Origin of the sequence: Pseudonocardia sp., assembly GCF_029263155.1 — a bacterium.
GTDB lineage: Bacteria > Actinomycetota > Actinomycetes > Mycobacteriales > Pseudonocardiaceae > Pseudonocardia.
The window spans coordinates 71,988-90,817 of the sequence record NZ_JAJCYB010000122.1 but is presented as its reverse complement, the minus strand read 5'-3'; the positions used below and the strand labels follow the sequence as shown (position 1 = coordinate 90,817).

Here is an 18,830-nt window from a genome sequence, read left to right as displayed (position 1 = left end):
CCCGACTCGCGCGCACGCAGGGCCCGACTCGCGCGCACGCAGGGCCCGACTCGCGCGCACGCAGGGCCCGACTCGCGCGCACGCAGGGCCCGACTCGCGCGCACGCAGGGCCCGACTCGCGCGCACGCAGGGCCCGACTCGCGGGGTGGGATCAGGGGTGGGCGCGCAGGGCGGCGGCGAACCACTCGAACGCCGGGATCTTCGGCGGGAACGCGGGCATGCCGTTGAGGATCCCGAGCAGCGCCCAGTAGCGCTCCACGCGCCGGTCGCTGAACAGGGTGATCGTGTCGGCCAGCTCCGTGCGGTCGCCGGAGCCGGGCGGCGCGAGGCGGTCGACCACCGCCACGGCCTCCGGGGAGTCGGGGGCGATCCCGGCGGCCAGGGCGTCGCCCGCGTGCTCGGCGATCGGCCCGGGATCGAACCCGGCGGGCGCGTCGGCGGCCGCACCGGCGACCGCCATCTCGCGGGCGCGGGCCCGGAACGCCGGGTCGCCGACCAGCTCGGCGAGCTCGATCCAGGCCTCGACCTGCTCGGTGGTCGGATCGTCGGGCAGTTCGGTCGGCAGCGTGCGCATGGCGTGGGCGATCCCGGCGCCCGGGGCATCCGGGTCGGTGCCGGCGAACGTGGCGTCGACGAACTCGTCGATCATCGCCTGGCGTTGCGCGGCGGAGAGCCGGGCGAGGTCGTTCATGAGGGCGGCCTTCCGGGGGGAGGGAGCCCCGCGGGCGAGCAGCGTGCACACCGCGCGCTGCGTCCGCAGGGTGCGGATACGGCTGTCGATGGCCCGCACGTGCGCGGCGGCGACGTCCTCGACGCTGCGGCGGCGCTCCAGGACCAGCCGCACCTCGTCGAGGCCGAGGCCGAGCTCGCGCAGCGTGCGGACCAGGTCGAGGCGGGCGACCGCCCGCGCGTCGTAGCGGCGGTAGTTGCCGCGGGAGCGGTCGGTCTCGGGCAGCACGCCCTCGTCGGACCAGAACCGGATCGTGCGCACGGGCACGCCCGACCGGTGGGCGAGCTGCCCGATGGTCAGCATCGTCATGCCGGCCATCGTGAACCCTCCACCCGGTGGAAGGTCAACGCGATTCCGCGATGAGGCAGAGTGGACGGCGTGGGGGAACTCGCGGTGGTGGCCGAGTCCGTCGTCGACGCGCTCACCACGCTGCTCGGGCAGCGCCCGAGCGTGCTCCTCGCCGCGGCGCTGGCCCTGGTCGCGGTCCTGTGGTCGGTCTCGTGGCGCTGGACCCGCACGGTCGTGACGATCGCCCACGAGGGCGGGCACGCGCTCACCGCCGTGCTGGCCGGCCGGGGGCTGACGGGCATCCGGCTGCACCCCGACACGTCCGGGCTGACCGTCTCCACCGGCGCGCCCGCCGGGCCGGGCCTGGTGTTCACGTTCCTCGGCGGGTACCCGGCGCCGTCGCTGCTCGGGCTCGGCGGCGCGCTGCTGGTGGCGGCCGACCAGGCGCAGGCGATGATCTGGATCGCGCTCGGGCTGCTGGTGGCCACGCTGATCCTCGTCCGCAACCTGTTCGGGATCGTCGCGGTGGTCGGCACCGGCGGGCTGGTCGCCGCCGTCGCCTGGTGGGGCACGCCGGGTCTGCAGGACGGGTTCGCGGCCGCGCTGAGCTGGTTCCTGGTGTTCGGCGGCCTGCGGGCGGTGCGCGAGCTGCAGCGCGGACGGCGCCGTGGGCTGCGCGGGGCGTCCGACGTCGAGATGCTGGCCCGGCTCACCCGTGTCCCGGCCGGAATGTGGGCGGGCCTGTTCTGGTTGATCGCCGGTGTGGCCGTGATCGGCACGGCGTGGCTGCTGTTGGGAGTGCGATGAGCGACTGGAACACGAAGATCATCGAGGAGTTCCGGGCCAACGAGGGCCGGGTCGGGGGACCGTTCGAGGGCGACCCGATGATCCTCATCCACCATGTCGGGGCGCGGTCGGGCACCGAGCGCGTGACGCCGCTGGTGTCCTTCCCCCAGGACGACGGCCGGATCGTGATCATCGCCTCGAAGGCGGGCGCGCCGACCAACCCGGACTGGTACCACAACCTCAAGGCGCACCCGGAGATCGAGGTCGAGGTGGGCACCGAGACGTTCCCGGTGCGCGTGACCGAGGCCGAGGGGGCCGAACGGGAGGAGATCTGGAGCCGTGTGGTGGCCGCGAAGCCCGGCTTCGGGGAGTACCAGGAGAAGACCACCCGGACGATCCCCGTCCTCGTGCTGTCCCGCGCTGCCTAGGATCGTCGGCGTGACGATCACTCTCCAGCAGGCCCAGACCATCGTGGACGCCGCACTGGCGCACGGCACCGCCGAGGGCTTCAACCCGCTGACGGTGGCGGTCCTCGACCCCGGCGGAGCCCTCGTCGCGCTGGGCCGCCAGGACGGCTCCGGTTTCCTGCGCCCCGACCTGGCCACGGCCAAGGCGTCCGGGGTGCTCGCACTGGGCATGACCAACCGGGCCATCGCCGCCCGCGCCGCCGACTCCCCGGAGTTCTTCACCTCCGTCGCCGCCCTGGCCGGTGGCAAGATCCTCTCGGTGCCGGGCGGGGTGTTCGTGCGCGACGGCGGGGGCGCGCTGCTGGGTGCCGTCGGGGTCACCGGCGACGCCTCGCTGAACGACGAGGCCGCCGCGCTGGCCGGGATCGCCGCCGCCGGGCTCGTCGCGCAGACCGGGGCGGAAGGCTGAGGCACGGGCACACCACGGTGACGTCGGCCCCGACGGCCCGGGCCGTCGGGGCCGGCCCTGCCCGCCGTGACGTCCGCCCGGTCCGGCTCGCTGTGGTGTCGTCGGCGTGGGTGTCGGCGGCGTGGGTCCGGCCCGCTGTGGCGTCGGCGCGGGCCCTGCCCGCTGTGGCGTCGGCGCGGGCCCTGCTCGCCGTGGCGTCGGCGCGGGCGCTGACCGCCGGGGCGCCGACCCGGTGCGCCCGACGTGCGGCGAGCGGTGCCACCGGGGCGCGCCACCGGCCCGCCGGCCGTCGCGGTGGCTGACCTCGCCGCACCCGGCCGGACCGGCGCAGGGCTCGGCCTCGCGCTCGTCTCGGCCGTCGCGTTCGGGCTCTCGGGGCCCTTCGCCGGGGCCCTGATCGCCGCGGGGTGGTCGGCCACCGGGGCGGTGCTGGTGCGCCTCGGCGGGGCCGCGGCGATCCTGCTCGTCGTCATCGCGGTGACCCGGCCCGGCGTGCTCGCCGCGCTGCGCGCCGACGGCCCGGCGCTGCTGCTCTACGGTGTGCTCGCCGCGGCCGGCGTGCAGGTGGCGTTCTTCAACGCGCTGCAGTACCTGCCCGTCGCCATCGCGCTGCTGCTGGAGTACCTCGGCCCGATCCTGGTGATCGGCTGGGTGTGGCTCGTGCGTGGGCAGCCGCCGTCGGCGCGCACCGTGCTCGGTGCCGTGATCGCCCTGGTGGGGCTGTCGCTCGTGGTGCAGGTGTGGTCGGGTCTGGGTCTGCGCGTCGAGGGTGTCGTGTGGGGGCTGGTCGCGGCGGTGTGCCAGGCGTCCTACTTCCTCGTGGCCGACCGCGCGGGCAGCACGACCCCACCGCTGGTCCTCGCGGGTGTCGGCATGACGATCGGCACGGTGGTCGTGGCCCTGCTCGGGCTCCTCGGCGCGCTGCCCATCGTCGTCGGCACCGACGTCACCGGCGTCGTACTGGCCGGTGTGGACGTCGGGTGGCCGGTGGCGGCGACGCTGCTCATCGTGGTGTCCACCGTGATCGCCTACTTGACCGGGGTGGCCGCGCTGGCCCGGATCGGCGCCACCCGCGGCTCGCTGATCGCGCTGCTGGAGGTGCTGGTCTCGGCCGTGGCGTCGTGGCTGCTGCTGGGCCAGGTGCTCACGCCCGTCCAGGCGCTGGGTGGGGCACTGATCCTGGCCGGCCTGGCGCTGACGAACACGGCCCGCCCCGCCACGCTGGCCGAACCGGGCTGACCGGCGCCGGGCAGTCGTCGCAGAGCATCGGTACGGTCGCAGAGGCTGGGGCGCCTGCGACGAGCAGCACGGTCTGCGACAACCGCGCCGCGGGTGCTGTCAGCTGCTCCGGCGGCGCCACCAGCGGGTGCGGGCGGGCGGCTCGGGGCGTGCCGGGGACGGAGCGGTGGCCGGCTCACGTCCGGCCCGCCAGCGGGCGACGGTGGCGTCGGCGTCCACCACCCGGATCGGGATGCGCGGCCCGCTGGGGAACCGCAGGTGCTCGACGACGCGCAGGTTCAGCTCGGCGACGGCGTCGCGCACCTCCCGCTCGGACCGCAGCGCGCGCACCGTCTCCGGCAGTCGGTCGATCTCCTTGCGCAGCTGCACCGACGGCGGCAGCAGCAGGTCCGGGGAGATCCCCTCGCGGCGCAGGTACCCGCGCAACCACCAGTCCTCGGAGTCGTCGTCGAGCTGGGGGAGCGGCTTGCCCCGACCCGGCAGGTTGTCGAACGCGCCGCGCTCGGCGGCCTCCCGGATGGCCCGGTCCACCGCCGACTCGTCGCGCGTGTGGTCGAACACCACCTCGACGGTAGTGGCACGATCCGGCCCATGCCACGCCTCATCGAGAACGCCAGCCGCGTCACGGCCGCGGGCGAGCCGCCGAAGACCATCGACGAGTACGTGGGCCGGGTCAACACCGGCGACACCGGGCTGTCCGTCGCGCACATGCGCAGCCCGTCGGGGTGGGCCGAGCCCGGCCAGCGGCCCGAGTTCGCCGAGTACACGCTCGTGCTGCGGGGCGCGCTGCGTGTGGAGCACGAGGCCGGTGAACTCACCGTCACCGCCGGGCAGGCCGTGCACACCGCGTCCGGGGAGTGGGTGCGCTACAGCTCGCCCGGCCCCGGCGGAGCCGAGTACGTGGCCGTGTGCCTCCCGGCCTTCGACCTCGACGCCGCGCACCGGGACTGACCTGGCCGGGGCCGCCCGGGGCGATGGCGTCGGGCCGACCGGGGAGAGGGGACGGGGTCCGGGTCGGTGCGCACCCGTCGCTTCCGGACCGTGAGGGCTTCGGGCGCCGCGAGATGACGATGGACCGCGCCGAGCTCACCGCGGCCGTGCTCTACCAGGTGGGCGCGCTCGCGGCGTTCGTGCGTGCGGAGGGCATGGAGCTCAACCACGTCAAGGCACGGTGGACGTGGGTCGGGTGAACCGGTCGATCCCGGACGGACTGCGTCGCGCGGTCGCCGTGCGGGACCGGGGATGGGTGGACATGTCGCGGGCACCCCGGCGGAAGCCGCTCACCCACCTCGCCGGATGAGGTTGCGGGCCCACACCTGGTGCACGGCGCCGTACCGCCCCGCCCTGCCGTCGACGTTGAGGGTGAAGCTGTCGCGGAAGGGAGGGCTCGGTGACCGGCGAACCGCTCCGTCGCAGCAGTCGCCGGCCGCGGTCGGACCGAGCGCGCACCGCCGGTCCGAGCTCGTGCGGCGGGCCCGCGGTCAGGTCGAACACGTCGTCGCGCCCGCCGTCGGCCAGGCAGTTCCTGTGCGCGCGAGCCAGCAGATCGGATACCCGGTGCGGGTCGAAGAGCGTCCAGCACCGGGGGCACGTCGGCCCGCGCTCGGCGGACCCCACCGCGTCGGCACGGACTCGCAGACCGGCGTGGGGTTGATCCCGGGGTGGCGGGCCGACGGCGGAGCAGGTTCACGGCGTGCCCCACAGCCGGGCCCGGGGCCGTCGGGCTGCAGGAGCCGGCGATGCCGTCTCGATGGAATCGGTGATCGCCTCGTTGCGTGCAGAAGTACGTCGTGTCCTCGACGATGACCGACCCGTGGCAGCAGAACTCGACGGTCCGGCAGGCGATCCGGTGGCGGTGGCTCGCGCGCTCAAGGAGCAGCCGGACACCTGCTCGAGGCGACGACCTTCCGGAGCGGCATCACGTCACGCGCCACGCCGCGACCCGACGCGCACCACGGTGCCGGCGGTGCGGCGCCGCGCGGGTGTCCGGGGCGTCACCCGAATTCGCGCCGATCACGCGGGCGGCGCTGCGATGCCGCATCCTGTACCGATGCCGTCCGTGCCCTCCGCGCCGCCGTCCGCCGCCCGGCGGCTCACGGTCCGCGTGGCCCGGCGGGCCTGGGACGACGACATCCTCAGTGCGTCGGCGTCGGCCGCGTTCTGGCAGACGCTGTCGCTGCCGCCGCTGCTGTTGGGCGTGTTCGGCATCCTCGGCTACGTCGAGGGCTGGTTCGGCGCCGACACCGTCACCGCCGCGCAACAGTGGATCATCGAGGCCACCAGCGGGGTCTTCAGCCCCAACGCCGTCGAGGAGATCATCGTCCCGACCGTCGCGGACGTGCTGACGACCGTGCGCGGCGAGGTCGTGTCGGTGGGGTTCCTGCTCAGCTTCTGGTCGGGATCCTCGGCGATGTCGGCGTTCGTCGACTCGATCACGCGGGCGCACGACCAGTACCCGGTGCGCGGATTCCTCTGGCAGCGGACGCTGTCGGTCCTGCTGTACGTGATGTTCCTGGCGATGGCGATCGTGCTGCTGCCGCTGGTCACGCTGGACCCCACCCGGCTCGAACCGTTCGTGCCGCGCGCCTGGGAGCCGGGCTCCGCCGCCGTGCTGGCCGCCGCCTCCGGCCCGGTGGTGGCGCTCGTGCTCGTCCTCGCACTCACCACGCTGTACCGCGTCGCGCTGCCGTTCAAGCCGCCGTGGCGGCGCGTGCTGCCGGGGGCGCTGCTGGCGGCGGTCGTGTTCGTCGCCTGCGTCACCGGCCTGCGCCTGTACCTCGACTGGATCACCAGCACCGGCTACACCTACGGGGCGCTGGCCGCGCCGATCGCGTTCCTGCTGGCCACGTTCTTCGTCGCCTTCTCGATCATCGTCGGGGCCCACCTCAACGCGGCTGTGCAGGCCGTGTGGCCGACGACGCTGCGGCGTTGGGGACGTGCGCAGCCGGAGCGGGTCGCGACCGTCCGGGGCGAGTCCACCGTGGAACTCGCCGAGCTGGTGCGCGACCATCCCGACGCCGCGGCGAGCGAGCTGGGGAGCCTGGGGTACGTGGTCCTGCCACCTCAGGGCGACCCGGACACCACGAACGGTTCCGAGGCGACCACCACCGGCCGGCGCAGCGGGCCTCCCGACGGCGGCCCCGGTCCCACCGCCTCCGGGTTCGTCACCCGGAGCATCGGGAGCGCGTAGGGCCGGGCCCGTCGGGCGTCACCGTCCGGCGAGGTGTCGCAGGTCGGCGTGATGGCGGGCGGCCACCTCGGGATGCGAGCGGAACCAGCCCTTGAGGGCGTTGTCGCCGAAGCGCGGGAGCATGACGTTCTGGTCGGTCTCGGTGACTCCCGGTGCCTGTGCGGCCAGCTCCGGGGGGAGCGGCACGGGATCGAGACTGGCGTCCAGCCGGGGCGACCAGAACATGCCGATCGACTGCCGCGTGGCGCCCGGAGCGCACGGCAGCACCCGGTGCACGGTGGCCGCCAGGTAGCCGTGGGTGGCCACCTCCAGCATCTCCCCGATGTTGACGACGAGCGCACCGTCGACCGGCGGCACGTCCACCCACTCCTCGGCGCGCGACGGCCCCGCTCGGGAGTAGCTCGGACGGGCCTGCAACCCGCCGGTGCCGTCCTGCAGCAACAGGGTGAGGAAGCCCCAGTCGGCGTGCGGTCCGACGCCCTGGGCGTCCGCGCCGTCGTCCGGACCGCCCACGTAGCGGATGAGCTTGCCGAACCAGTGCGGCCGCCCGGCGAACACCGGCTCGAAGTGGTCCTCGGGCAGGCCCAGCGACGCCGCGACGGCCCGCGTCAGCTCCGCGCCGACGCCGCCGAGCAGCTCCGCCCACGCGAGCACGGTGGTCCGCAGCTCGGGCAGCGAGTCGTCGGGCCACTGGTTGGGTCCCTCCAGCAGCCGGTACGGCGCGTCCCACCGGGCGCGGGGAACCGGTTCGAGCTCCGGGGCGAAGTCCAGCTGCTCGCGCGCGTCGGGACGGCCCGCGGTGATCTCGTGGCCGAGCCGGGTGTACCCGCGGAAGTGCGGGGACCGCCGGTTGTCGAGGGCGAGGCGGTCGGCGATCGGCAGGTCGAAGAAGCGCCCCACGGTCTCCTGCAACTGCTCGACCTGCCCCGGCGCCGCCCCGAAGTGCGTGAGCTGGAGGAAGCCGACCTCGTGCAGGGCGGCGCGCAGCCGGTCGAGGAAGCCGGCGGCGAAACCGCCCGTGGCGTCGCGCGCCTCGTCGAGCCGGAGGACGGGGATGGATGTCGGCATACCGCACAGTCTGGGTCGTGGTGTAACGCTCGGGCAACGGTCGCCGAAGTCACCTTCGGCAACCGCCTGCGCGTCGCTGGGGAGCGGACGCGCCACGATGCGCGGCCCCGGGTCACCACGACCCGGGGCCGCTGCATGTCCGGCCTCAGAACGGCCAACGGCCCCCGAAGCGCCCGGCCGGCCTGCCGTCCAGGCCCCACACCCGCCCGGCCGGGACGAGCGCCAGGATCACCAGCGGCGCCAGCTCCACGGGGTAGGCCCACAGGTAGAGCCCGTCGTCGAGCAGCATCAGCCAGATCGGCCCGATCAGCGCGAGCCCGCCGAGCGCCGCCGCGCGGCTGGCCACCCCGAACAGCAGCCCGAGCCCGATCGCGAACTCGGCGACGATCAGGAACGGCTCGAAGAACCCGAAGTTGGGCAGCACGACGGCCTGGTAGAACGCGCCGAGCGGCGCGATCCACGTGTCCTGCGCGGCGTTCTCCAGGATCGCGCGGGTGGCGTCGCGGGCGATGAGGTTGAATCCGATGGGCCCGATCCGGTAGTCCGCGACGTCGATCAGCTTGGCGAACGCGTTGCTCAGGTAGATCAGTCCGAACAGGATCCGCAGTGCGGCCATCCCGCGGCCGAGCGCGCGGTCGGTGCTGCCGGTACGGGGCGCGGGATCCGTGCTGTGGGCCATGGGTGCACCTCTCGGGAGCGGGGGGCCAAGGATGCCACCGCACACCCGAAGATCGGCAGGTGCGCGCGGCCCGCACCGCGGACGGCCGGGCGGCCGGGTGCACCGCCCGGCCGCGCGCCGTGCCTGCATAGGGTGTCCGGGTGCCGATGACCGCGAAGTTCGCCACCACCTGCGGGGTGTGTGGGTCCCGCATCCAGCCCGGCGAGGAGATCGCCCGGTCCGGGAGCACCTGGGGGCACGCCGGCTGCGCCGGGGACGGGCCGACGCCGGCGCCGAAGCCGCGCGGCAAGGCGCCGGCCCGCCCCGACATGCCCGCCGCCGACGGCGCGCTGGAGGTGTGGACCGACGGCGCGTGCTCGGGTAACCCCGGCCCCGGCGGGTGGGCGTGGGCGACGAAGGACGGTCGGCAGGACAGCGGTGGGGAATCGCCCACGACCAACCAGCGCATGGAGATCCGGGCCGCGCTGGAGGCCGTCCGTGCGCTGGACGGCCCGCTGGTCGTGGTCAGCGACTCGACCTACGTCGTGAACTGCTTCCGGGACGGCTGGTGGAAGGGCTGGCTCGCCCGCGGGTGGGTCACCAGCGCGCGCAAGCCGGTCGTGAGCCGCGACCTGTGGGAGCCGCTGGTCACGCTCGTCGACGAGCGCGGCAACGTCTCCTTCCGCTGGGTGAAGGGCCACTCCGGCGACCCGATGAACGATCTCGTCGACGCCCTCGCGGTCGAGCAGGCGCAGGCCGTGGCCTGAGCGGGCCGCCGGGTTGCCCTCGCCGCTGGGTAGCCTGAGCCGTGCCCGACGACCGACCGATCCTGCTCGTCCTGCGCGCCCTGGACCTCGGGGACCTGCTGGTCGCGGTGCCCGCGCTGCGGGCCCTGCGCCGCGCCCGCCCCGACCACCGGCTCGTGCTCGCGACCCCGGCGCTGCTCGCGCCGCTGGCGATGCGGACCGGCGCGGTCGACGAGGTGCTCGACACCCCCTACCCGGGATGGCTGCGCTGGCCCGGCCCGGCGCCCGACATCGCGGTGAACCTGCACGACGGTGGCCCGCAGAGCCACCGGGTGCTCGACTCGATCGGTGCGCGGGCCCGGATCGGGTTCGCCGCGTCCGGTTGGCCCGGCCCGCCGTGGGTCGACGCCGAGGAGGTCCACGAGCGGGTGCGCTGGTGCGCGATGCTCGCCGACCACGGCATCCCGGCCGACCCGGACGACCTGTACCTCGACCGGCCCGTGCCGGAGCCGGGCCCCGCCCCGGTGGTCGTGCACCCGGGGGCGGAGACCGGGGCGAAGCGCTGGCCGGTGGCCCGCTTCGCCGACGTGGTCGCGGACCTGCACGGGCAGGGCCGGCAGGTGCTGCTGACCGGGTCGGCGGACGAGCGCCCGCTCGCGCTGGACGTGGCCCGGGCCGCCGGCCTGTCACTGGTCCGGGTGCTGGCCGGCCGGACCACCGTGGCCGAGCTGTGCGACCTCGTCGCCCGCGCCGCGCTCGTGGTGAGCGGGGACACCGGCGTCGCCCACCTCGCCACGGCCCTGCGGGTGCCCTCGGTCGTGCTGTTCGGGCCGGTGCCGCCCGAGCGCTCGGGACCACCCGCGGGAGGGTCGCACGTGGTGCTGTCCGACGCCGGAGCGCGCCGCGGCGACCCGCTCGCCGACGATCCCGATCCCGCGCTGCTCGGCGTGTCGGTGCCCGACGTGCTCGCCGCGGCCGACAGCCTGCTGCGGAGGCGCTGAGCCTGGCGGCCGCCCGGGTCGGGGCCGCGGTCAGAGCCGGGCGAGCACCGACTCGACCGAGCTGACGTCGACGTCGAGAGGGCTGGCCTCGACCATCACGTCGGTGACGACACCGTCGCGGATGATCGCGGCGTAGCGCTGCGACCGGGTGCCCAGGCCGAAGGCGCTGCCGTCGAGCTCCAGGCCGGCAGCGGCGGCGAACTCGCCGTTGCCGTCCCCGAGCATGAGCACCTTGCCGTCGGTGCCGACCGACTCGCCCCACGCACCCAGCACGAAGGCGTCGTTCACCGCGATGCAGGCGACCGTGTCGACGCCCTTGGCGCGCAGCTCGTCGGCGCGCAGGACGTACCCGGGGAGGTGATGGTCCGAACAGGCCGGGGTGAACGCGCCGGGTACGGCGAACAGCACGACGGTGCCCTGGCCGAGCGCCTCGGCGGTGGTGACGGGCTTGGGTCCGTCCGGGGTCATCGTCATCAGGGTCGCGTCGGGAATGCGGTCGCCGCTGGACAGCGTCACTGGTCCTCCTCGAGGGTGGGTTCGGCGATCATCATGTCCAGAACTCGGGCGGATGCCCAGTCGTGGTCCACCTGTCAGGATCCGTGCGCAGCCGGCGTGGCGGCGAGCGGCGGCCGCAACGCGCCGCGACCCTGCGCCCAGCGGGTCAGCAGCAACGAGTCGGTGCGCTCGGCGAGCAGGCCGCTCGCCCGGATGCCGAACACGATGTCGGCGGCCAGGTCCGGTTCCGCGGCGACCAGCGGGGCGATGACGCCGCGACGCACCAGCTGCTCGTGCACGGCGTCGGCCTCCACGTGCTCGTCGTAGAAGCGGACCGCGGCCTCGGGCAGGCCCAGGCGCCGCATGGCGCGGACGATGCGGTCCGAGCCGGGCGAGGAGGTCAGCTCCACGGCGGCGAACTGGCCGACGAGCGCGCCCCGCAGACCGCGGTGCAACCCGCACAGCGACATCAGGTTGACCTCGGCCAGCACCTGCGCGGGCGCGGCGTCGAGGTAGGCGCCGTAGCGGGCGTCGAGGTCGAGAGCGCGCATCATCTCGGCGAACAGGTGGGAGTGCATGCGGGTGGGGTCGCCGCCGCCGTACTCGTCGTGTTCCACGGTCACCAGCGCGGCCTTGGCCGGTCCGTCGAGACGGGCGATCACCCAGGCCTGCGGATCGGCCTCCTTGAGGTGGTAGAGGGAGCGCAGGGCGACGTACTCGCGCACCTGCTCCGCGGTGCCGTCGCGGCGCAGGTGGTGCGACACACCGCGGGCGTCGACGGGCTCGACGAGCAGCTCCGCGACCGTCTCGTCGAGCCCGCCGCCCGCGGGCACGTCGGCGCGCAGCGCGCCCAGGAAACGGCGTTCCAGCCCGGCGCGCAGGTCCAGCAGCACCGGGTCCCACTCCCGGTCGTCGGGCACGTCGTCGAAGCCGCGGTAGTGCAGCTCGTAGCAGCAGTACAGCGCGAGCTGGAGGTCGTCGCCGTAGGGGTCGGCGACGTCCGGGTCCGCCCGGTCGGCCGGATCGGCTCGCAGCAGCGCGAGCACCGACGCGGACAGCGGGCCGCGCGGGGTGGGGAGCTCAGGCACCGTCGGCCTCCTCGGGGGTGCGCACCTTGCGGCGATGGCTGGTGTCGCAGAACGGCGGGCGCCGGGTACGGCGGCACAGGCACAGCGCCGAGACCGGCCGGTCGAGCCGGATCCGCCTGCCGTCGGGCAGCTCCACGGTCCCCGGGCCGCGCACCAGCAGCGGGCCGTCGTCGGTGAACACCAGGTCGGTCACGGCTCACCTCCCGCGCCGGTGAGTGCGCAGCGGTGCTGCAGCACACGCCGGCGCTCTCCGGTGGAGTGTACGAGCCGCACGTGACCGCCCGGGGGCGACGGCGGGTACCGGACGGAACGACACCCGGTGGGCCCCGGGCGGGCTCAGCAGCATCACGACCGTCGGGTGCCCGGGCCGGACCGGGCCAAACGGCGAGGGCAGGCGGGCAACGCCACGGTTCACCGGGTCCGGCGCCGGGTGGGCCCCACCGCCGCGCGCGCGAGGCGCGGGACCCGGACCGGGCCCCGCGCCTCGCGGTGGTGCTCTCCGACGCCGGGCGCTCAGCGCTCGACGCCCGCCGCCTCCTTGGCGACATCGGCGTAGCGCACCTGGGTCGCCGACACCACACCGCTGCGGTTCTTGTGCTCCTCCTCGTAGGTGAGCACGGCGGCGAGGTCGGCCGCGGAGGTCAGCTCGCGCACGGCGGAGATGGCGTTCTGGGCGGTCAGCGTGTCGTACCCGGGGATCGGCAGCTCGGCGACCGAGAGCGTGCCGAGGTCGCGGCGCGTGCGGTGCACGGCACCGGCGACCTCGTCGGCGCCGTCGCGCGCGGCGACCTGCTCGGCACGGCGCAAGGCGGCGTCGCGGCCCGCGGTCGCCACGTCGCGGGTGCCCTCGCCGATCCGCACGACGGTGCCGGCCACGTCCCCGGCCGCATCCCGGGCGCTCTCGCCGGTGCGCAGCACGGTGTGCACCGCGCGGTTGAAGCCGGCCACGGCCACGCGGGTGGGAAGGGTCGCGGCCCGCGAGACCCCACCGGCGACCCGCTGCAGCGGTGTCGCCCGCAGGGCGGACGGCCCGCCCAGTGCCTCCTCCGCGAGCACGGTGGTGAGCCAGTCGACGGTGGCCGTGTGCGCGGTCACGAGGTCGTCGGCCAGGCGCTGCACGTCGCGCAGGCCGGCCTGGTCGGCGACGGTGCGGACGTAGCGGGACCGGTCGAGCAGCTGGTGCTCCAGCGTCAGGTCGCTCAGCAGGGCCTCCTCGACCGGCTGCACCTGCTCCAGGGTCCCGGTGACCAGCGCCAGCACCCGGGCCGCGGCGGGGGACACCACGTCGGGCACGGCGTCGAGGTCACGCAGCTGAGCGGAGATCCGGTCCGCGCGGCGCACGCCGTTGGCGGCGTTCTGGGCGAGCTCGCGGCGTACCGCCTCGGTCCGGGCCTGCGTCACGCGGATGCGCGCGATCTGGACCTCGGTGCGGGTCAGACGTTCCAGCGTCCTCAGCTGGGTGATCAGGGTCGCGGTGTGCACGGACTGGGGAATGGGGGTGTCCACCATGCCTGGTGGGTGCCCGAACCCCGCGCAGCCACACACGATGCGGGTGTGAGGCGACTCTCCCGGGCTGCTCGGCTCCGGGTGGCGGCGACCAGGGCGTGATCATCCGGTGTCACCCACCGGTGGACGGTACGTTCACCTCCGACGCGGTGTCGACGGGCCTCGGGGAGCCGGGCGCCGACAGCGTCGCACGCCACGCCACGCCACGCCACGCCACGCCACGCCACGCCACGTCGCCGGGGCCGCGTGCCGGTCGACGCCCACAGCTCCTGATGAAGGGATCCGGTCCGGTGGTCGAGTCGCGCCGGCGGGGCAACCCGGCCGTGGAGGTGTCCGAGGAGGTCGGCGGGCCCGTGGTGGGCAGGCCGTCGGCGGTCGCGCACCGGATCGCGCGGGCGGCGCTGGTGGCCGCGGTCGCGGTGGTCGCCACGCTGGCGGTGGGCGTGGTGGTGCGCGCCGGACCCGCCCCGGCCACGGTCGCCGACGGGGGGTCCGTCGCGCTGGCCGGCTGGCTGCAGGTGGCGACGGATCCCGCCACGACGATCGCCGTCGCCGATCCGGCGCTGCGGGCGGAGCTGCTGGGCGTGGGCGTCCCGGCCGCGCGCCTCGCCGAGGACGGCAGGCTGGTCGTGGTCGCCGCGGCCCCGGGCCCCACCGATCTGGCACGGTTCGGCGACCTCTCCGTCCGGGACCGCGACGGTGCCACCGCGCCGCGCCCGGACTCCGGCCTCGCGGACAACCCACGGCTCGTCGCCGCTCCCGAGGTGCGCGAGGTGATCCGCGCGGGCACACTCGACGAGCGCGCCATGGCGGTGCTGGCCGGCCTCGCCGGCCGTGGCCCGGTCACGGTGAGCGCGGTGCCCGCGCTGCCCGGGGAGACCTCGGCGCTGCCCCGGCACACGGTGGTGCTGGAGGGCCTGGACACCGCCACGCAGGACTGGCTGCGCGCCCAGCGGGGCCCCTACGCGCCCGTGATCGACACGAGCGGCGCCGAGACGACGCTGTCCTGGCCGGTGCCGGCCCGGACGAGCGGCTGAGGAGAGACGATGACACGACGGTTCGCGATCACCGCGCTGGTGACGCTGGTGGGCCTGGTGCTCTCGGTGCTGGTCGCCGGGCCCGCGTCGGCGCAGACGGGCACCTACCTCCGGCTGACGCACCTCTCGCCCGACACCCCCACGGTCGACGTGCTCGTCACCTCGTTCGGCGGGCAGACCACCCGACTCGACGGGGTGGCCTACGGGGACGTGTCGACCTACGCACAGGTCGAGCCGGGGGCCTACACGCTGCAGATGCTCCCCGCCGGCGCGCCCGAGGGCACGCCGCCGGTGGTGACCGGCACCCTCGAGGCGCAGGAGGGAGCGGCCTACACCGCGGCGGCGCTCGGGCCCCGGGCGGAGCTGGCGGTCCGCGTGCTGACCGACGACCTCACCCCGCCCGGGCCGGACAGCTCCCGGGTCCGGGTGGTGCAGGGCGCCGAGACGGCCGGCCCGGTCGAGGTGCGGTGGGCGGGCGCGCCCGCGTTCGACGCGGTCGAGTTCGGTACGGCCACCGACTACGTCACGGTGCCCGCGGGGGACGGATCGTTCGACCTGGTGGCGGGCACCGGCGATCCCGTCCGGGTCGAGCAGCGCCTGGAACCCGCACCGTGTACAGCGTGATCGTGGTGCAGCGCGACGGAAGGCTCGCCGCGCAGGTCACGACGGACGCGGCGGGCCCGGGTGCGGTGCCGCTCGGCGGCATCGACACCGGGCTCGGCGGCGCGGCGACGGCGCCGGTCACCGGGTGGGCGCTCGCGGGCGTGGTGCTCGTGCTGATCGGGGCGGGGGCCGTGGCACGCACGCGCGCCCGTCGATGAACCGGTGCCGGCACGCCGCACTCGCGGCGCTGGCCGCCGCAGCGACGGGATGCGGGGTGGCTCCGGTCGCGGGTTCACCCGTGGAGCCCGCGCCCGTCCCCGCGACCGCCCCCGCGACCGCCCACGGCCCGGCGACCCCGGACCGAGGACCCGGGGCCTCCGTGGTGGCGGCGCCGTCGCGGCTGCGGATCCCCGCGATCGGCGTCGACAGCCCGGTCGTCGGCATCGGGGTGGACGGCAGCGGCGCCCTGGTGCCGCCGGACGGCACCGAGGTCACCGGCTGGTACACCGCCGGGCCCGCCCCGGGCGCCGCGGGCCCGGCCCTGCTCGCCGGGCACGTCGACTCCCGCTCCGGACCGGCCGTGCTCTACCGGCTGCGCGAGGTTCCCGTCGGCGCCAGGGTCGAGGTGGACCGCGCCGACGGCAGCACGGCCGCGTTCGTCGTCACCGCGATCGTGCAGACCCCGAAGGCCGCCTTCCCCACCGACGACGTCTACGCCCCGACCCCGGGACCGGAGCTGCGGCTGGTGACCTGCGGTGGCACGTTCGACCCGGCGATCGGGCACTACCGCGACAACGTCGTGGTGGACGCCGTCGCCGAGGGCGGCACGTGGACGATCGACCGGTAGCGCGGCCGGCGGAGCCGCCGGCCGCCCGCGAATGCACCGCCCCTTCGGGGGGTACGTCGACATCCATCACGAACTCCTGGAAGGGCCTGCGGCGTGGCGCGATGGCCGGGGCGGCGGGCACGACGGCGCTGAACGCCGCCACCCAGCTCGACGTCGCGCTGCGCGGCCGCGCTCCCGGCGACGCGCCGCAGCAACTCGTCGCGCGTCTCGCCGACCCTGCCGGGCGGCCCGTGTCGGACGGGCGCGCCGCCGGGCTCGGGCCGCTGGGCGGCACGCTGACCGGGGTGGCGGTCGGGGGCGTCGCCGGGCTGCTGCGCGCGGCGGGGGTCCGGCTGCCCGCCGCGGTCGGGGGGCCGCTGCTCGGCGCGGCCGCCATGCTCGCGAGCGACGGACCGATGACGCTGCTGGGGCTCACCGACCCGCGGCGGTGGAGCGCCACCGACTGGGCGGCCGACGTCGTACCCCATCTCGTCTACGGCGTCACCACCCACGCCGCGCTGGCCGCCACGATCCCCGCGGCCGAGGCCCGCGAGGCCCGCCCGCCCGCCCGCACCCTCCTGCGTGCCGCCGCCATCGGCGCGGCCAGCGGGTCGCGCAGCACGGCGGGCCTCGCGGCGGTCGCCCTCACCTCGACCGCCGCCGACCGCGGCGTGGTCGCGTCCCGGCTGGGCTCCCGGGCCGGCACGGTGTCGACGGCGGTCGCGGCGGCCACCGAGTTCGCGATGGACAAGAGCCCCGCGGCGCCGCCGCGGACCGCCCCGCCCGGTCTCGTCCCGCGGGCCGCGTTCGGGGCGGCCACCGCCGCCGGGGTCGCCGGCCGGGACGGCGACGACGGCCGGCTGGCCGCGGTCGTGGGCCTGCTGTCCGCGCTGGGGGCCGCGGTGCTGGGCGTGCGTGCCCGGGCGGCCGCGGAGCGCCGCTTCGGCTCCGACCTTCCCGGGGCGATCACCGAGGACCTGGTGGCCGCGGGGCTGGGCTGGTTCGGCGCGCGCCGCCCCACCTGAGACGACCGACCCCGGTGCCCGGCCCGGCCGGAGCGCGATCCGGCCGACCTGCGGGTGCCGCGCGACGCGCACGGCGAGTGGGATCAGCGCCCTCGGGTACCCCGTGCCGTGCACCCCGACCGCCCGCCGCAATCGTGACGGCGACGCCCGACGTCGCCGCCGCCCTGGAGGACCTGCGCGGCCGTGCCGTCAACTACGACGAGCACGGCGCACCCCCCGCCGTCACCGACGGCTGGCACCAGGACCACCGGGCCGTCGACCTGGGCCGGGAGGAACCCGGCGAACCGGTGCCCGACGGCGTGGCCGAGCGTGCCCACGCGCTGGTGGAGGGCTACGAGTTCACCACTCCACACCTGCTGCGCGCGATCTACCGTCGCGGATCGGACCTGGTCGGCCGCGACCTGCTGCTGGAGGGTCGGTTCCTGCGCATGCGGTTCCTGCTGGGAGTGCGCATCACCGAGAGCCACGACGACCTGCGCGCCGGGCCGAACGGCCCCGAACGCGTCGTCGGATGGTCCTACCAGACGCTGCAGGGCCACCTGGAGCAGGGCCGGCTCACCTACGAGATCGTGAAGGAGATCGACACCGGCCGCGTCACGTTCCGGATCGACGCGTACTCCCGGCAGGCCCCCATCGCGAACCCGGTGCTGCGGCTGGGCTTCTCGGTGTTCGGACGCGCCAACCAGCTGCGCTTCTACCGCTCCGCCACCCGGCGCCTGCGTGCCCTCGCCACCCGCCCCGTGCCGTACCGCACGGTGGCCCGGGACGGGCTGGTGCACGCCCCCAGCCGCGCCCCGCGAGGGCGCGCGGAGGCGTGGACGCTCGTCTTCCCGCACCCCGGCCGGTAGCCCGCCCGATCCCGCGGTGCGGGTCCTCACACCGGCACGCGGGCCGGATTGACCGGCGCGGCAGCGGGTAACCCGCCACCATGACCCACGATTCGTCCACTGTCGGATACACCGTTCCCGGGATGGCGGAGAAGGACGCCCTCGAGGTCGTCGAACTCCTGCAGAAGCGCCTCCACGCTCTCAACGACCTGGCGCTCACGCTCAAGCACGTGCACTGGAACGTCGTCGGACCGCACTTCATCGCGGTGCACACGATGCTCGACCCGCAGGTCGACGGCGTGCGCGGCATGGTCGACGACGTGGCCGAGCGCATCGCGACGCTCGGCGGCTCCCCGGCAGGCACGCCCGGTGTGCTGGTCGCGGAGCGCAGCTGGGACGACTACTCGGTCGGCCGGGCCGACGCGATCGCCCATCTGGGCGCGCTCGACCTCGTCTACACCGGTGTCGTCGGTGACCACCGCGAGGCCATCGTGCGCACCGATGAGCTCGACCAGGTGACCCAGGACATGCTGATCGCGCAGTCCGGCGAGCTGGAGCAGTACCAGTGGTTCGTCCGCGCGCACCTGGAGAACTCCGACGGCTCGCTGAGCTCCGCGGGCGCGAGCACCGAGCGGGGCGCCGCCGCGGACGCCACCGCCTGACCGACCCGGCTCCGGTGGCCCGGCGTGCGCGCCGGGCCACCGCTCGGCGCTGCCCGGTCCTGCCGTGCGAGGAGCGCGCGGATCAACCTCCGGGCGGGGATGGATGTACCGGGGGAGGACCGCAGTCGCGCAGGGAGCGGCTGAAGGCGCGCAGCCGGTGCAGGGCGAGGTCGTCGACG

The 18,830-nt window shown here is 75.7% G+C and carries 24 protein-coding genes; 16 read left to right on the top strand and 8 right to left on the bottom strand.

All coding sequences use genetic code 11. From position 1 onward, the window contains the following. Nucleotides 1-151: 151 nt before the first annotated feature. Nucleotides 152-1,039 carry a MerR family transcriptional regulator gene (locus tag Q1K26_RS26600; RefSeq protein ID WP_300018904.1) on the bottom strand — a complete coding sequence of 296 codons (888 nt, stop codon included), beginning with the start codon at nucleotides 1,037-1,039 and terminating at the stop codon, nucleotides 152-154. A 69-nt stretch (nucleotides 1,040-1,108) separates the two neighbouring features. Here Q1K26_RS26600 and Q1K26_RS26595 point away from each other — a divergent pair, with 69 nt between their 5' ends. The 4 genes from Q1K26_RS26595 to Q1K26_RS26580 all read left to right on the top strand — a co-directional run bounded on the left by Q1K26_RS26595 (nucleotide 1,109) and on the right by Q1K26_RS26580 (nucleotide 3,919). Beyond that, on the top strand, nucleotides 1,109-1,825 hold the full coding sequence (locus Q1K26_RS26595; RefSeq protein WP_300018901.1) for a M50 family metallopeptidase: 717 nt from the start codon (nucleotides 1,109-1,111) through the stop codon (nucleotides 1,823-1,825). Beyond that, entirely contained in the window at nucleotides 1,822-2,232 is a 411-nt protein-coding gene (locus tag Q1K26_RS26590; RefSeq protein ID WP_300018898.1) for a nitroreductase family deazaflavin-dependent oxidoreductase, read from the top strand. Before Q1K26_RS26595 ends, Q1K26_RS26590 begins: the two co-directional genes overlap by 4 nt. A 10-nt stretch (nucleotides 2,233-2,242) precedes the next feature. Beyond that, entirely contained in the window at nucleotides 2,243-2,680 is a 438-nt protein-coding gene (locus Q1K26_RS26585; protein WP_300018895.1) for a heme-binding protein, read from the top strand. 255 nt (nucleotides 2,681-2,935) lie between these two features. Beyond that, complete coding sequence (locus tag Q1K26_RS26580; protein WP_300018892.1) at nucleotides 2,936-3,919, top strand: DMT family transporter; 984 nt, start codon at nucleotides 2,936-2,938, stop codon at nucleotides 3,917-3,919. Between the two features lie 99 nt (nucleotides 3,920-4,018). Here Q1K26_RS26580 and Q1K26_RS26575 read toward each other — a convergent pair whose 3' ends face one another. Further along, nucleotides 4,019-4,480, bottom strand: coding sequence for a DUF1992 domain-containing protein (locus Q1K26_RS26575; protein WP_300018889.1), 462 nt, complete (start codon nucleotides 4,478-4,480; stop codon nucleotides 4,019-4,021). Between the two features lie 30 nt (nucleotides 4,481-4,510). Between Q1K26_RS26575 and Q1K26_RS26570 the strand changes: the two genes are divergently transcribed. From Q1K26_RS26570 to Q1K26_RS26560, 3 genes are all read left to right on the top strand, one after another. Further along, nucleotides 4,511-4,870 (top strand): cupin, encoded by a 360-nt coding sequence (locus tag Q1K26_RS26570; protein ID WP_300018886.1) that lies wholly within the window; start codon nucleotides 4,511-4,513, stop codon nucleotides 4,868-4,870. Nucleotides 4,871-4,893: 23 nt separating this feature from the next. After that, nucleotides 4,894-5,109, top strand: coding sequence for a LamB/YcsF family protein (locus tag Q1K26_RS26565; RefSeq protein WP_300018883.1), 216 nt, complete (start codon nucleotides 4,894-4,896; stop codon nucleotides 5,107-5,109). 860 nt (nucleotides 5,110-5,969) lie between these two features. Continuing rightward, complete coding sequence (locus tag Q1K26_RS26560; protein ID WP_300018880.1) at nucleotides 5,970-7,109, top strand: YihY/virulence factor BrkB family protein; 1,140 nt, start codon at nucleotides 5,970-5,972, stop codon at nucleotides 7,107-7,109. 18 nt (nucleotides 7,110-7,127) lie between these two features. Here the strand turns inward: Q1K26_RS26560 and Q1K26_RS26555 are convergent, their stop codons facing one another. Together Q1K26_RS26555 and Q1K26_RS26550 are read right to left on the bottom strand one after the other, a co-directional pair. Next, on the bottom strand, nucleotides 7,128-8,177 hold the full coding sequence (locus Q1K26_RS26555) for a 2-oxoglutarate and iron-dependent oxygenase domain-containing protein (RefSeq protein ID WP_300018877.1): 1,050 nt from the start codon (nucleotides 8,175-8,177) through the stop codon (nucleotides 7,128-7,130). Nucleotides 8,178-8,322: 145 nt separating this feature from the next. After that, entirely contained in the window at nucleotides 8,323-8,856 is a 534-nt protein-coding gene (locus Q1K26_RS26550) for a hypothetical protein (RefSeq protein WP_300018874.1), read from the bottom strand. A gap of 146 nt (nucleotides 8,857-9,002) precedes the next feature. On the opposite strand from Q1K26_RS26550, the gene Q1K26_RS26545 reads away from it, so the two are divergent. After that, a complete protein-coding gene (locus Q1K26_RS26545) occupies nucleotides 9,003-9,602 on the top strand; it encodes a ribonuclease H (RefSeq protein WP_300018910.1) in 600 nt (199 codons plus the stop codon). A 41-nt stretch (nucleotides 9,603-9,643) separates the two neighbouring features. Then, entirely contained in the window at nucleotides 9,644-10,582 is a 939-nt protein-coding gene (locus tag Q1K26_RS26540; protein WP_300018871.1) for a glycosyltransferase family 9 protein, read from the top strand. Nucleotides 10,583-10,612: 30 nt separating this feature from the next. On the opposite strand, the gene Q1K26_RS26535 is transcribed toward Q1K26_RS26540, so the two are convergent. The 4 genes from Q1K26_RS26535 to Q1K26_RS26520 all read right to left on the bottom strand — a co-directional run bounded on the left by Q1K26_RS26535 (nucleotide 10,613) and on the right by Q1K26_RS26520 (nucleotide 13,674). After that, nucleotides 10,613-11,098, bottom strand: coding sequence for a peroxiredoxin (locus Q1K26_RS26535; protein ID WP_300018868.1), 486 nt, complete (start codon nucleotides 11,096-11,098; stop codon nucleotides 10,613-10,615). 74 nt (nucleotides 11,099-11,172) lie between these two features. Beyond that, nucleotides 11,173-12,165 (bottom strand): iron-containing redox enzyme family protein, encoded by a 993-nt coding sequence (locus Q1K26_RS26530; protein WP_300018865.1) that lies wholly within the window; start codon nucleotides 12,163-12,165, stop codon nucleotides 11,173-11,175. Next, a complete protein-coding gene (locus Q1K26_RS26525; protein WP_300018862.1) occupies nucleotides 12,158-12,358 on the bottom strand; it encodes a CDGSH iron-sulfur domain-containing protein in 201 nt (66 codons plus the stop codon). The genes Q1K26_RS26530 and Q1K26_RS26525 overlap by 8 nt, the downstream gene beginning before the upstream one ends. Before the next feature lie 320 nt (nucleotides 12,359-12,678). Then, nucleotides 12,679-13,674, bottom strand: coding sequence for a ferritin-like domain-containing protein (locus Q1K26_RS26520; protein WP_300018859.1), 996 nt, complete (start codon nucleotides 13,672-13,674; stop codon nucleotides 12,679-12,681). 287 nt (nucleotides 13,675-13,961) lie between these two features. On the opposite strand from Q1K26_RS26520, the gene Q1K26_RS26515 reads away from it, so the two are divergent. The 7 genes from Q1K26_RS26515 (at nucleotide 13,962) to Q1K26_RS26485 (ending at nucleotide 18,651) form a co-directional block, all read left to right on the top strand. Then, nucleotides 13,962-14,708, top strand: a complete 747-nt coding sequence (locus Q1K26_RS26515) for a hypothetical protein (protein ID WP_300018856.1) — start codon at nucleotides 13,962-13,964, stop codon at nucleotides 14,706-14,708. Between the two features lie 9 nt (nucleotides 14,709-14,717). Continuing rightward, the gene (locus Q1K26_RS26510; RefSeq protein WP_300018854.1) at nucleotides 14,718-15,332 is read left to right on the top strand and encodes a DUF4397 domain-containing protein; all 615 of its coding nucleotides are present in this window, start codon (nucleotides 14,718-14,720) and stop codon (nucleotides 15,330-15,332) included. Beyond that, on the top strand, nucleotides 15,329-15,529 hold the full coding sequence (locus tag Q1K26_RS26505) for a hypothetical protein (protein WP_300018852.1): 201 nt from the start codon (nucleotides 15,329-15,331) through the stop codon (nucleotides 15,527-15,529). The genes Q1K26_RS26510 and Q1K26_RS26505 overlap by 4 nt, the downstream gene beginning before the upstream one ends. An 80-nt stretch (nucleotides 15,530-15,609) precedes the next feature. Continuing rightward, nucleotides 15,610-16,158 (top strand): class F sortase, encoded by a 549-nt coding sequence (locus tag Q1K26_RS26500; RefSeq protein WP_300018849.1) that lies wholly within the window; start codon nucleotides 15,610-15,612, stop codon nucleotides 16,156-16,158. 101 nt (nucleotides 16,159-16,259) lie between these two features. Beyond that, complete coding sequence (locus Q1K26_RS26495; RefSeq protein WP_300018846.1) at nucleotides 16,260-17,162, top strand: hypothetical protein; 903 nt, start codon at nucleotides 16,260-16,262, stop codon at nucleotides 17,160-17,162. 134 nt (nucleotides 17,163-17,296) lie between these two features. Continuing rightward, nucleotides 17,297-18,010: a DUF1990 family protein gene (locus tag Q1K26_RS26490; protein ID WP_300018843.1), complete on the top strand. Its 714-nt coding sequence runs from the start codon at nucleotides 17,297-17,299 to the stop codon at nucleotides 18,008-18,010. A 122-nt stretch (nucleotides 18,011-18,132) separates the two neighbouring features. Continuing rightward, a complete protein-coding gene (locus tag Q1K26_RS26485; RefSeq protein WP_300018840.1) occupies nucleotides 18,133-18,651 on the top strand; it encodes a DNA starvation/stationary phase protection protein in 519 nt (172 codons plus the stop codon). The last annotated feature ends 179 nt before the right edge of the window (nucleotides 18,652-18,830 follow it).